Source organism: Mycolicibacterium austroafricanum, from assembly GCF_000612725.1.
GTDB classification, from domain to species: Bacteria; Actinomycetota; Actinomycetes; order Mycobacteriales; family Mycobacteriaceae; genus Mycobacterium; species Mycobacterium austroafricanum.
Genome location: NZ_HG964451.1, coordinates 599,396 through 612,024, shown reverse-complemented (window position 1 = coordinate 612,024; position 12,629 = coordinate 599,396). Strand labels below are relative to the sequence as shown.

At 67.2% G+C, this 12,629-nt stretch carries 15 protein-coding genes; 12 read left to right on the top strand and 3 right to left on the bottom strand.

Features of this window, described 5'->3' with window-relative positions; genetic code table 11:
* Window positions 1-7 precede the first annotated feature (7 nt).
* The 4 genes from BN976_RS09625 to BN976_RS09610 are packed head-to-tail and all read left to right on the top strand — an operon-like array spanning window position 8 to window position 4,099.
* Window positions 8-1,663, top strand: coding sequence for an acyl-CoA dehydrogenase family protein (locus tag BN976_RS09625; protein WP_036370191.1), 1,656 nt, complete (start codon window positions 8-10; stop codon window positions 1,661-1,663).
* Complete coding sequence (locus tag BN976_RS09620) at window positions 1,660-2,568, top strand: crotonase/enoyl-CoA hydratase family protein (RefSeq protein ID WP_036370188.1); 909 nt, start codon at window positions 1,660-1,662, stop codon at window positions 2,566-2,568. The genes BN976_RS09625 and BN976_RS09620 overlap by 4 nt, the downstream gene beginning before the upstream one ends.
* A 17-nt stretch (window positions 2,569-2,585) precedes the next feature.
* Window positions 2,586-3,305, top strand: coding sequence for a PaaX family transcriptional regulator C-terminal domain-containing protein (locus BN976_RS09615; protein ID WP_036370186.1), 720 nt, complete (start codon window positions 2,586-2,588; stop codon window positions 3,303-3,305).
* On the top strand, window positions 3,302-4,099 hold the full coding sequence (locus tag BN976_RS09610) for a crotonase/enoyl-CoA hydratase family protein (protein WP_199558920.1): 798 nt from the start codon (window positions 3,302-3,304) through the stop codon (window positions 4,097-4,099). The genes BN976_RS09615 and BN976_RS09610 overlap by 4 nt, the downstream gene beginning before the upstream one ends.
* Before the next feature lies 1 nt (window position 4,100).
* On the opposite strand, the gene BN976_RS09605 is transcribed toward BN976_RS09610, so the two are convergent.
* From BN976_RS09605 to BN976_RS09595, 3 genes are read right to left on the bottom strand one after another with little or no spacing between them, the layout of a single operon-like run.
* Window positions 4,101-4,571, bottom strand: coding sequence for a hypothetical protein (locus BN976_RS09605; protein ID WP_036370181.1), 471 nt, complete (start codon window positions 4,569-4,571; stop codon window positions 4,101-4,103).
* 52 nt (window positions 4,572-4,623) lie between these two features.
* Window positions 4,624-5,025: a DUF3060 domain-containing protein gene (locus BN976_RS09600; RefSeq protein ID WP_011778541.1), complete on the bottom strand. Its 402-nt coding sequence runs from the start codon at window positions 5,023-5,025 to the stop codon at window positions 4,624-4,626.
* A 2-nt stretch (window positions 5,026-5,027) separates the two neighbouring features.
* The gene (locus BN976_RS09595; protein ID WP_049778201.1) at window positions 5,028-5,354 is read right to left on the bottom strand and encodes a DUF3060 domain-containing protein; all 327 of its coding nucleotides are present in this window, start codon (window positions 5,352-5,354) and stop codon (window positions 5,028-5,030) included.
* A gap of 118 nt (window positions 5,355-5,472) precedes the next feature.
* Between BN976_RS09595 and BN976_RS09590 the strand changes: the two genes are divergently transcribed.
* From BN976_RS09590 to BN976_RS09555, 8 genes are all read left to right on the top strand, one after another.
* Window positions 5,473-6,024 carry a DUF3558 domain-containing protein gene (locus tag BN976_RS09590; protein WP_036370177.1) on the top strand — a complete coding sequence of 184 codons (552 nt, stop codon included), beginning with the start codon at window positions 5,473-5,475 and terminating at the stop codon, window positions 6,022-6,024.
* Window positions 6,024-6,560 carry a DUF3558 domain-containing protein gene (locus tag BN976_RS09585; RefSeq protein WP_011778544.1) on the top strand — a complete coding sequence of 179 codons (537 nt, stop codon included), beginning with the start codon at window positions 6,024-6,026 and terminating at the stop codon, window positions 6,558-6,560. The genes BN976_RS09590 and BN976_RS09585 overlap by 1 nt, the downstream gene beginning before the upstream one ends.
* 59 nt (window positions 6,561-6,619) lie before the next feature.
* Window positions 6,620-7,195, top strand: a complete 576-nt coding sequence (locus BN976_RS09580; RefSeq protein WP_036370175.1) for a TetR/AcrR family transcriptional regulator — start codon at window positions 6,620-6,622, stop codon at window positions 7,193-7,195.
* 285 nt (window positions 7,196-7,480) lie between these two features.
* The gene (gene rpsL / locus BN976_RS09575) at window positions 7,481-7,855 is read left to right on the top strand and encodes a 30S ribosomal protein S12 (protein ID WP_003929602.1); all 375 of its coding nucleotides are present in this window, start codon (window positions 7,481-7,483) and stop codon (window positions 7,853-7,855) included.
* On the top strand, window positions 7,855-8,325 hold the full coding sequence (gene rpsG / locus BN976_RS09570; protein ID WP_011778546.1) for a 30S ribosomal protein S7: 471 nt from the start codon (window positions 7,855-7,857) through the stop codon (window positions 8,323-8,325). Before rpsL ends, rpsG begins: the two co-directional genes overlap by 1 nt.
* Window positions 8,326-8,455: 130 nt before the next feature.
* Entirely contained in the window at window positions 8,456-10,507 is a 2,052-nt protein-coding gene (gene fusA / locus BN976_RS09565; protein ID WP_235622033.1) for an elongation factor G, read from the top strand.
* 93 nt (window positions 10,508-10,600) lie between these two features.
* Window positions 10,601-11,791, top strand: coding sequence for an elongation factor Tu (gene tuf, locus BN976_RS09560; protein WP_036370169.1), 1,191 nt, complete (start codon window positions 10,601-10,603; stop codon window positions 11,789-11,791).
* A gap of 152 nt (window positions 11,792-11,943) precedes the next feature.
* The coding region (locus BN976_RS09555) for a hypothetical protein (protein WP_051558391.1) at window positions 11,944-12,629 on the top strand (686 nt) is incomplete at its 3' end.

The window sequence follows — 12,629 nt, the reverse complement described above, 5'->3', positions numbered from 1 at the left end:
TGGTGTCATGCATGACACCCATGTCGTCACCAATCAGGTCCCGCCGCTGGAGGACTTCAACCCGGCCGCCTCGCCGGTCCTCGCCGAGGCGCTGATCCGCGAGGGCGGGCAGTGGGGCGCCGATGAGGTCGCCGAGCTCGGAGCCCTGGCCGGCAGCGCCGCCGCGCAGCGCTGGGGCGAGCTCGCCGACCGCAACCGGCCGGTGCTGCACACCCACGACCGCACCGGTCACCGCATCGACGAGGTCGAATACGACCCCGCCTACCACCAGCTGATGACGGTGGCGGTCGGCCACGGTCTGCACGCCGCGCCGTGGGCCGACGACCGCGACGGCTCCCACGTCGTGCGGGCGGCGAAGACCTCGGTGTGGACGCCGGAACCCGGCCACATCTGTCCGATCTCGATGACGTACGCCGTGGTGCCGGCGCTGCGCCACAACCCGGAACTCGCCGCGGTCTACGAACCCTTGCTGACCAGCCGCGTCTACGACCCCGAGCTGGCGGTGCCCAGCACCAAGCCGGGCATCACCGCCGGGATGTCGATGACCGAGAAGCAGGGCGGCTCCGACGTCCGCGCCGGCACCACCGAGGCCACCCCCAACGGCGACGGCACCTACTCGCTGCGCGGGCACAAATGGTTCACCTCGGCGCCGATGTGCGACATCTTCCTGGTCCTCGCCCAGGCGCCGGGTGGCCTGAGTTGCTTCTTCCTGCCGCGGATCCTGCCCGACGGCTCCCGCAACCGGATGTTCCTGCAACGCCTCAAGGACAAGCTCGGCAACCACGCCAACGCCTCCAGTGAGGTGGAGTACGACGGAGCGACGGCGTGGCTGGTCGGTGAGGAGGGCCGCGGCGTGCCGACCATCATCGAGATGGTCAACCTGACCCGGCTGGACTGCGCGCTGGGCAGCGCGACGAGCATGCGCAACGGGCTCATGCGTGCCACCCACCACGCCCAGCACCGCAAGGCGTTCGGGGCTTACCTCATCGATCAGCCGCTGATGCGCAACGTGCTCGCCGACCTCGCGGTCGAGGCCGAGGCCGCCACGATGCTGGCGATGCGGATGGCCGGCGCCACAGACCGTGCCGTGCGTGGCGACGAGCGCGAAACACTGTTGCGCAGAATCGGATTGGCCGCCGCCAAGTACTGGGTGTGCAAGCGGGCCACCCCGCATGCCGCCGAGGCGATGGAGTGCCTGGGCGGCAACGGCTACGTCGAGGACTCCGGGATGCCGCGGCTCTACCGGGAGGCCCCGCTGATGGGCATCTGGGAGGGCTCGGGCAACGTGAGTGCGCTGGACACGTTGCGCGCCATGGCAACCCGGCCCGAGTGCATCGACGTGCTGTTCGACGAGCTCGCCGCGACCGACGGTCACGACGCCCGGCTGGACGCGCACGTGCAGGGTCTGCGGCCGCAGCTGGGCGACCCCGAGACGATCCAGTACCGCGCCCGTCAGGTGGCCGAGGACATCTCGCTGGCGCTGCAGGGTTCGCTGCTGGTGCGCCACGGCCATCCCGCCGTGGCCGAGGCCTTCCTGGCCAGCAGGCTCGGCGGCCAGTGGGGCGGCGCGTTCGGCACGTTGCCGACCGGGCTGGACCTGGCACCGATCATCGAGCGTGCCCTGGTCAAGGCCCCGGACGCGAGGAGGACAGACAACAGATGACCGAGACCCTCAAGACGATGACCTACGAGGTCACCGGCCGGGTCGCCCGCATCACGTTCAACCGCCCCGAGACGGGCAACGCGATCATCGCCGACACCCCGCTGGAGCTCGCGGCGCTCGTCGAACGCGCCGACCTGGACCCGAGCGTCCACGTGATCCTGGTGTCCGGGCGCGGCGAAGGCTTCTGCGCCGGGTTCGACCTGGGGGCCTACGCCGAAGGGTCCTCGACGGCGGGCACCGACCGGCGGGGCACCGTGCTCGACGGCAAGACCCAGGCGATCAACCACCGCGCCGATCAGCCCTGGGATCCGATGATCGACTACCAGATGATGAGCCGGTTCGTGCGCGGCTTCTCCAGCCTGATGCGCTGCGACAAGCCGACCGTCGTCAAGATCCACGGCTACTGCGTGGCGGGCGGCACCGACATCGCGCTGCACGCCGACCAGGTGATCGCCGCGGCGGACGCCAAGATCGGCTACCCGCCCACCCGGGTGTGGGGTGTGCCCGCCGCGGGCATGTGGGCGCACCGACTCGGCGATCAGCGGGCCAAACGCCTTCTGCTGACCGGGGATTGCCTCACCGGCGCGCAGGCCGCCGAGTGGGGGCTCGCGGTGGAGGCGCCCGATCCGGCCGACCTCGACGAGCGGACCGAGCGGCTGGTCGAACGGATCGCCGCCGTCCCGGTCAACCAGCTGATCATGGTCAAGCTCGCGATGAACAGCGCGCTGTACAACCAGGGGGTAACCAACAGCGCGATGATCTCCACCGTGTTCGACGGAATCGCCCGCCACACCCCGGAAGGGCACGCGTTCGTCGCGCAGGCCCGTGAGCACGGCTTCCGCGAGGCGGTGCGCGGCCGCGATGAACCCTTCGGGGACTACGGCCGCACGACGTCCGGGGTTTGAGCGATGGGGTGTGAGCGATGCGGATGACGGCACGCTCGGTGGTGCTCAGCGTGCTGCTCGGCGCCCACCCGGCGTGGGCGACGGCCGCCGAATTGATCCGACTCACCAGCGATTTCGGCATCAGGGAATCGACGGTGCGGGTGGCGCTGACCCGCATGGTCGGCGCGGGCGACCTGGTGCGCTCCGAAGACGGATACCGGCTCTCGGACCGACTCCTGGCCCGTCAGCGCCGCCAGGACGACGCGATCACCCCGCGGCGACACGCCTGGGACGGCAGCTGGACCATGCTGGTGATCACCAGTGTCGGAACCGATGCCAGAACGCGGGCCCAGCTACGAAACACCTTGCAGGACAACCGCTTCGCCGAACTTCGTGAAGGTGTCTGGATGCGCCCGGCCAACGTCGACCTCGAACTCGGCCCCGACATCACCGAGAAGGTGCGCATCCTGGCGGCCCGCGACGACGAACCGGCCGAGCTCGCCGCGCGGCTGTGGGATCTCCCCGGCTGGGCCGCGACCGGGCGCGAACTGCTCACCCGGATCGCCGACGCCGACGACGTTCCCGGTCGGTTCGTCGTCGCGGCGGCGATGGTGCGGCACCTGCTGACGGATCCGGTGTTGCCCGATGAACTGCTGGCCACCGACTGGCCCGGCGCGGCACTGCGCTCCGCGTACAACGACTTCGCCGCCGAAATGGTCGCGCGGCGCGACGGTGTGGAACTGATGGAGGCGAGATGAGCGGGACGGCGGGCAGGAGCGAAGCGACCCGGGGAGAAAGCATCAGGGTCGAGAAGAGCGGCGCGGTGACGACGGTCGTCATGGACCGGCCGCAGGCGCGCAACGCCGTCGACGGTCCGACGGCGATGGAGCTCCACGCCGCGTTCGACGAGTTCGACAAGGACGAGTCCGCGTCGGTCGCGGTGCTGTGGGGTGACAACGGAACCTTCTGCGCCGGCGCCGACCTCAAGGCGATGGGCACCGAGAACTCCAATCCCGTGCATCGGACCGGACCGGGCCCGATGGGGCCGAGCCGGATGGTGCTGTCCAAGCCGGTGATCGCGGCGGTCAGCGGCTACGCGGTCGCGGGTGGCCTGGAGCTGGCGCTGTGGTGCGACCTGCGGATCGTCGAGCAGGACGCCGTGATGGGCGTTTTCTGCCGGCGGTGGGGAGTTCCGCTGATCGACGGCGGCACCGTGCGCCTACCGCGGTTGATCGGGCACAGCCGTGCGATGGACCTCGTCCTCACCGGCCGCGCGGTCGACGCCGACGAGGCTTACGCGATCGGACTGGCCAACCGTGTGGTGCCGAAGGGCGAGGCGCGCCAGCGGGCCGAGGAGCTCGCCGCCGAGTTGGCTGCGCTGCCGCAGCAGTGCATGCGGTCCGACCGGATGTCGCTGCTGAACCAGTGGGGCATGTCGGAGGCCGAAGCGATGGACGTCGAGTTCGGCAGCCTGTCGCGGGTGGCGGCCGAGTCGCTGGAGGGCGCCGCCCGGTTCGCAGAGGGCGCAGGTCGGCACGGAGCGCCCGGCTGAGTCACCAGAAGACGCCCTGATCGGCGGACAGGATGAAGCCGTGGTTGCCGTATGTCTCGCAGCGCACGGTATCGGGGGAGGTAACCGCGCAGGCGCCACCGAGGCTCTCCACGCGCTCACCGACGGGGAGCATGTCGACGCCGCGGGTGAACGACGCCGTGTCCGAGTAGCGGTACTCGGCCGGGCCCCAACTCATCACCCAGGTCTGGTTGACGCCGGGCGGGGCGTCGGCGGCCACCGCGTCGCAGCCCACGGGCCCGCCGTTCGGCCCGATGCCGCACGCACGCCCGTCCGGGGTGGTGAAGAAAACCCAGCCGTAGTCGTCGGGCGTCGTGTAATCGCCCTCCGCAAGTGGATAGGCATCGATGTCTCCCGATGCGTCGTCGCCTCCCGGTGGCGCAGCCGAGGCGGGCGCCGCCATGATCACCGCGGCGCCCAGCCCGGTCAACAGCCAACGGAGACGCTGCCTCATGGGGCGATTCAACCTTCCAAAAGGCTCTGGCGATAGAGGCCTTTGGGCCTCGCTAACCTCTGCTGATCGAGTTGTTGCTGCCGGTGTCGTTGACCTTCGGATCACCGTCGCGGTAGGTCACGGTGTTGTTCAGGCCGACGACCGACAGCTCGGCGTCCACCCGCTCGAAGCTGATCTTGTTGTCGGCCCCGCCGATGTTGACGTTGGCGCACGTGCCCTTGACGGTCAGCGTGTTGTTGGAGCCGCCGACGTTGAGCGACTTGCCGTCGGCGCAGTCGATGTCCGCCGTCGTGCCGAACGACCCGTAGTTGATGGTGTTGCCGATCTCGACCTGGGCGCCGGATGTCCCTGCGGTCGCGGTGGGGCTGTTGGTGTCGTCGCTGGTCGAACCGCATGCCGACAGTCCGACTGTCAGGGCGGCGAGACAACCGATCACACCAAGACGAGGGTCCATGCCTAGGCGGGTACCCGATCTATGCGATTTGTCATCCCCAGTTCGCGGCCGCGGTCCCACACGATCGGTGCTCCGTTCTTGTAGAACACCGTCTGGTCCCATCCGTAGACCGTGATGTCGTTGACCACGTTGTCGGCGACGACGACGTTCGACGACCCCTGGACCGTCACCGCCCAGCACGTTCCCAGCGCATTGATCCGGTTGTTGTTGCCCAAAACGATCAGCGTGGATTCATTGCAGTCGATGGTCTGCTCGACGCCGATCCCGGTGATGTGGGTGTCGCCGTTCTTGGCTTGCGCCACCGGGTTCACCGAGGCCAACGCGGCCATCGCCACCAGACCACTCACCGCACACAGACGTCCGACAACCGATGCAGTCACACCGGCAGCCTACGACGTCGCTCGCTCGCACTGTCGAGCTTCACCGAGACGGGTACCGTGAGCTGCGATGCTCCGGGTTGTCAGTGGTGTCATGCCGGTTCTCGCCGTGGCGGTCATCACGACGGCGACAGCTGTGGGCTGCGCGCAGACCGTCACCGGAACCGCGCAGCGCTCCGATGCCGGTGTCCCCGATCCGGACCGCAGCTACGGCTATGTCGACAACCGGTGCGGACTGCTCGACGACAGCACCGTGCAGGCGATGCTCGGGGCCGACCAGATCACCCGCCCCTACAGCGGGGCGGTGTGCCAGTACATCCTGGCGCGCCGCTCGGGTGGCGCGCCGACGGTGGACGTCACGTTCTCCTGGTTCGACACCGGAAGCCTGCAGCGCGAACGCGACCTGGCCACCGCGCGCGGCGCCGCCGTCACCGACATCGTGGTCGAACGGCACGCGGCCTTCTCCGCGCGCCGCGACACCACCGGCGCGGCCTGCTCGGCGACCGCCGCAGCCGGGTCGGGTGTGCTGAGTTGGTGGGTGCAGTACCGCGGCCAGGCCGCCGGTGACCCCTGCGTCGACGCCGAGAAGCTGCTCTCGGCGACTCTGCGCTCGGACATGTGATGGCCGCAGGAGTCCCTGCCCGCATCTGCGCGGCGCTGACCCTGGCCGCACTGTTGTCCGGATGCGGCGGCCCCGACGGGGCCGACGGGCCTGCGTCCGGCCCCGACGCCCAGTCGGCGGGGCCGGGATTCGAGAGCGTGGACTGCAACGGCATCACCGACGCAGACGTCACCGAGGCCGCCGGATCCGACCTGTTCACCCCGGCGGTGGTCAGCGACGCGGGCTGCTTCTGGCAGGAAGACAGCATGATCGGCGACTTCGGCGCGGGAATGGGCATCTCGACGTGGTGGTACCGCGGCAGCGACATGGACACCGAACGGGCCCTTGAGCAGCGCGCCGGCCGCACCCTGACCGAGCTGACGCTGGACGGCAACAAGGGGTTCAAGGCCTACGACGACACCGCGTGCAGCATCTACGTCGCCAAGGGCGGCGACGTGATCACGTGGTCGATCCAGACGATGAACTCGGCGACGATGCCCGACCTGTGCTCGGTCATCGAACAACTGGCGCAGCTCAGCCAACAGCGGGTGAACTAGAGTTGCTCGCTGACCCGGCTGACCCTGGGCGACCTGACTGATCCGAGGGGGATGGCGACATGGCAGTTCGGCCGCCACGGACGGCCAAGCTCAGCCGAGACGCCATCGTCAACGCCGCGCTGACCTTCCTCGACCGCGAGGGTTGGGACGCGCTGACCATCAACGCGCTTGCCAACCAGCTCGGCACCAAGGGTCCGTCGCTCTACAACCACGTGCACAGCCTCGACGATCTGCGCCGCACGGTGCGCATGCACGTCGTCGGCGACATCATCGAGATGCTCAACACGGTCGCGAAGGGCCGCACCCCCGACGACGCGGTGATGGTGATGGCCAGCGCCTACCGCAGCTATGCCCACCACCATCCGGGCCGGTACTCGGCGTTCACCCGGATGCCGCTCGGCGGTGACGACCCGGAGTTCACCGAGGCCACCAGGGCCGCGGCGGCGCCCGTCATCTCGGTGTTGGAGACTTTCGGTCTGGAAAGCGAGTCCGCGTTCTACGCGGCGCTGGAGTTCTGGTCGGCGATGCACGGCTTCGTGCTGTTGGAGATGACCGGGGTGATGAGCGGCATTGACACCGACGCCGTATTCACCGATATGGTGGCCCGGTTGGCCGCCGGTATGCAGCTCCGCTGACCGGTTGTCACCACGGATTCGCAGGTCAGCGGGTTTTGTCGAGGTATGCGGCCCTGGTATTGTGGACGTTCGTGCCTGGCCGATAAGGCGTCGCATGCCTGCACGCCGGGCGAATTCGCATGTCTCGCTCTCGCGGGGTGCCGTGAAACTGTCCTGCAGTGCACGGCGGCCGCATGCGACACGCCCGGCCGCGGGGTAACCAGCGCGGGCATAACAGCAGTACAGAGAACTTAAGACGAAGCAAGCACGCACGTCGGAACGACGAGGAACACAGAAAGCCGGTACATGCCAACCATCAACCAGCTGGTCCGTAAGGGTCGCCGCGACAAGATCGCCAAGGTGAAGACCGCGGCCCTCAAGGGCAGCCCGCAGCGCCGCGGCGTGTGCACCCGCGTGTACACGACGACCCCGAAGAAGCCGAACTCGGCGCTTCGCAAGGTCGCGCGCGTGCGCCTGACCAGCGCGGTCGAGGTCACCGCATACATCCCCGGCGAGGGTCACAACCTGCAGGAGCACTCGATGGTGCTGGTGCGCGGTGGCCGTGTGAAGGACCTCCCCGGCGTGCGCTACAAGATCATCCGCGGGTCGCTGGACACGCAGGGCGTCAAGAACCGTAAGCAAGCCCGCAGCCGTTACGGCGCGAAGAAGGAGAAGAGCTGATGCCGCGCAAGGGACCCGCGCCCAAGCGTCCGTTGGTCAACGACCCGGTCTACGGGTCGCAGCTGGTCACCCAGCTGGTCAACAAAGTTCTGCTGGATGGGAAGAAATCGCTGGCCGAACGCATTGTTTACGGTGCGCTCGAGCAGGCTCGTGAGAAGACCGGCACCGACCCGGTGGTCACGCTCAAGCGGGCCATGGACAACGTGAAGCCCTCGCTCGAGGTTCGCAGCCGCCGCGTCGGTGGCGCCACCTACCAGGTTCCCGTCGAGGTCCGTCCGGACCGCTCGGTCACCCTGGCCCTGCGTTGGCTGGTCAGCTTCTCCAAGGCCCGCCGCGAGAAGACCATGGTCGAGCGTCTCGCGAACGAGATCCTCGACGCGAGCAACGGCTTGGGTGCCGCCGTCAAGCGGCGCGAGGACACCCACAAGATGGCCGAGGCGAACCGCGCCTTCGCGCACTACCGCTGGTGATCGCATGCCCCGCGGCCAGTGACGACGGCGGGGCGCAACAGAACACCCGACAAGCAAGCGAAAGAGTGGGAATCTAGCCGTGGCACAGGACGTGCTGACCGACCTCACGAAGGTCCGCAACATCGGCATCATGGCGCACATCGATGCCGGCAAGACGACGACGACCGAGCGCATCCTCTTCTACACCGGTATCTCGTACAAGATCGGTGAGGTGCACGACGGTGCCGCCACGATGGACTGGATGGAGCAGGAGCAGGAGCGGGGTATCACCATCACCTCCGCTGCGACCACCTGCTTCTGGAACGACAACCAGATCAACATCATCGACACCCCCGGCCACGTCGACTTCACCGTCGAGGTGGAGCGCTCGCTGCGCGTGCTCGACGGTGCCGTGGCCGTGTTCGACGGCAAGGAAGGTGTCGAGCCGCAGTCCGAGCAGGTCTGGCGTCAGGCCGACAAGTACGACGTACCGCGCATCTGCTTCGTCAACAAGATGGACAAGCTGGGCGCCGACTTCTACTTCTCGGTGCAGACCATGAAGGACCGCCTGGGCGCGAACGTCGTCCCGATCCAGCTGCCGATCGGCTCCGAAGGTGACTTCGAGGGCGTCGTCGACCTGGTCGAGATGAAGGCCAAGGTGTGGCGGGGCGAGACCAAGCTCGGCGAGAAGTACGACACCGTCGAGATCCCGGCCGATCTGCAGGAGAAGGCCGAGGAGTATCGCACCGCGATGATCGAGGCCGTCGCCGAGACGGACGACGAGCTCATGGAGAAGTACCTCGGCGGCGAAGAGTTGACGACCGAGGAGATCAAGAGCGGTCTGCGCAAGCTGACCATCACCTCCGCGGGCTACCCGGTGCTGTGCGGGTCGGCGTTCAAGAACAAGGGTGTGCAGCCCATGCTCGACGCCGTCATCGACTACCTGCCGAACCCGCTGGACGTGCCGGCCGCCGAGGGACACGTCCCCGGCAAGGAAGACGAGATCATCTCTCGTAAGCCGTCGGCCGACGAGCCGTTCTCGGGCCTGGCCTTCAAGGTCGCCACGCACCCGTTCTTCGGCAAGCTGACCTACGTCCGCGTCTACTCGGGCAAGGTCGACTCGGGTTCGCAGGTCGTCAACTCGACCAAGGGCAAGAAGGAGCGGCTGGGCAAGCTGTTCCAGATGCACTCCAACAAAGAGAACCCGGTGGAGTCTGCATCGGCGGGACACATCTACGCCGTGATCGGCCTGAAGGACACCACCACCGGCGACACGCTGTGCGATCCGAACCAGCAGATCGTGCTGGAGTCGATGACGTTCCCGGACCCGGTCATCGAGGTCGCCATCGAGCCCAAGACCAAGAGCGACCAGGAGAAGCTGGGCACCGCGATCCAGAAGCTCGCCGAAGAGGATCCGACCTTCAAGGTGCACCTGGATCAGGAGACCGGCCAGACCGTCATCGGCGGAATGGGCGAGCTGCACCTGGACATCCTGGTGGACCGCATGCGCCGCGAGTTCAAGGTCGAGGCCAACGTCGGCAAGCCGCAGGTGGCCTACCGCGAGACCATCCGCCGCAAGGTGGAGAAGGTCGAGTACACCCACAAGAAGCAGACGGGTGGCTCCGGCCAGTTCGCGAAGGTGCTCATCGACCTCGAGCCGTTCACCGGCGAGGACGGTGCGACCTACGAGTTCGAGAACAAGGTCACCGGTGGCCGCATCCCGCGCGAGTACATCCCGTCGGTGGATGCCGGTGCGCAGGACGCCATGCAGTACGGCGTGCTGGCCGGCTACCCGCTGGTGAACGTCAAGGTCACCCTGCTCGACGGCGCGTTCCACGAGGTCGACTCGTCGGAAATGGCGTTCAAGGTGGCCGGCTCGCAGGTGTTGAAGAAGGCCGCGCAGTCTGCGCAGCCCGTCATCCTGGAGCCCATCATGGCTGTCGAGGTCACTACACCCGAGGACTACATGGGTGACGTGATCGGCGACCTGAACTCCCGCCGTGGTCAGATCCAGGCCATGGAAGAGCGCAGCGGTGCCCGTGTCGTCAAGGCGCAGGTTCCGCTGTCGGAGATGTTCGGCTACGTCGGAGACCTTCGGTCGAAGACCCAGGGCCGGGCAAACTACTCCATGGTGTTCGACTCGTACGCCGAGGTTCCGGCGAACGTGTCGAAGGAGATCATCGCGAAGGCGACGGGTCAGTAACCCCGGGTTTTCGCAGATCTGGTAAGACCACACAACTGAACACATCGAAACTGCTTTAGAAGAAGCACCAACACAGTCCAGGAGGACAACACAGTGGCGAAGGCGAAGTTCGAGCGGACGAAGCCGCACGTCAACATCGGGACCATCGGTCACGTTGACCACGGCAAGACCACGCTGACCGCAGCAATCACCAAGGTTCTGCACGACAAGTACCCCGATTTGAACGAGTCGCGCGCATTCGACCAGATCGACAATGCGCCCGAGGAGCGTCAGCGCGGTATCACGATCAACATCTCCCACGTGGAGTACCAGACCGACAAGCGTCACTACGCGCACGTTGACGCCCCCGGTCACGCTGACTACATCAAGAACATGATCACCGGTGCCGCCCAGATGGACGGCGCGATCCTGGTGGTCGCCGCCACTGACGGCCCCATGCCGCAGACCCGCGAGCACGTGCTGCTCGCCCGCCAGGTCGGCGTGCCCTACATCCTGGTGGCCCTGAACAAGGCCGACATGGTGGACGACGAGGAGCTCATCGAGCTCGTCGAGATGGAGGTCCGCGAACTGCTGGCCGCCCAGGACTTCGACGAGGAAGCCCCGGTCGTCAAGGTCTCGGCGCTCAAGGCGCTCGAGGGTGACGAGAAGTGGGTCAAGTCCGTCGAGGAGCTCATGGAGGCCGTCGACGAGTCGATCCCGGATCCGGTTCGCGAGACCGACAAGCCGTTCCTGATGCCCGTCGAGGACGTCTTCACCATCACCGGCCGCGGCACCGTGGTCACCGGTCGTGTGGAGCGCGGCATCATCAACGTGAACGAGGAAGTCGAGATCGTCGGCATCCGTCCCGACACCACCAAGACCACGGTCACCGGTGTCGAGATGTTCCGTAAGCTGCTCGATCAGGGCCAGGCCGGTGACAACGTCGGTCTGCTGCTGCGCGGCATCAAGCGTGAGGACGTCGAGCGTGGCCAGGTCGTGGTCAAGCCCGGCACCACCACGCCGCACACCGAGTTCGAGGGCAGCGTCTACATCCTGTCCAAGGACGAGGGTGGCCGCCACACGCCGTTCTTCAACAACTACCGTCCGCAGTTCTACTTCCGCACCACGGACGTGACCGGCGTTGTGACCCTGCCCGAGGGCACCGAGATGGTGATGCCCGGTGACAACACCGACATCTCCGTCAAGCTGATCCAGCCCGTCGCCATGGACGAGGGCCTGCGCTTCGCGATCCGCGAGGGCGGCCGTACCGTCGGCGCCGGCCGGGTTACCAAGATCATCAAGTGATCTAAGTACCAACGCGAGAGCGGCGCTCACCTTCGGGTGGGCGCCGTTTTCGTTGTCGGTTCACAGGGTTTGTCCAGGCTCCGGCAAACCAGCCGAACTCACCCGGTTGGCGATAGTCTGACTCCCGACGTCGGCGACAAGGAGAACGGCGAATGTTGGGGCGTTATCTCAAAGCGCAGATGACGGTGCTGCTCTTCGGCGGTCTTGTCGGCCCGATCTTCCTCATCGTCTACTTCGCGCTGGGTCCGATGGCCCAGCCCTACATCAATTGGATGTTCTGGGTCGGTCTGCTCATCACCGCCGCCGACGTCCTGATCGCGCTGTGGCTGACCTCCGCGGGCACCAAGTCCGCGGCCACACACCAACAACTCACGCAGACCGGCGTGCTGACCCTGGCCCACATCACCGGGATCTCGGACACCTCCTGGTTCGTCAACGACCAACAGATGATCAAGGTGAACCTGCACTTCGACGTGCCCGGCCAACCGGGTTTCGACACCCAGATGACCATGGCCTCCAGCCCGGTGCGGATGCAGATCCTCAACGCCCACAAGCTGGTGGCCCTCGTCGACCCCGCCACCCAGAAGTACGAAATCGACTGGAACGCAAGCGCATTGATCGCCGGCGTGGTGCCCGCGCAGTTCACCTCCGACCGTGACGGCCGGACCTACGACCTGCGTGGGCAGGCCGGCCCGCTGATGCAGATCATGCAGATCCTGCGCGCCAACGGCATTCCGATGGACGGCACCATCGACATCCGGTCCAATCCGGTGGTGCGCGAACAGGTCCTCGACATCGTCCGCCGCGCCGGTGCCGCCGCGCCGGCCGCGGCCGCCCC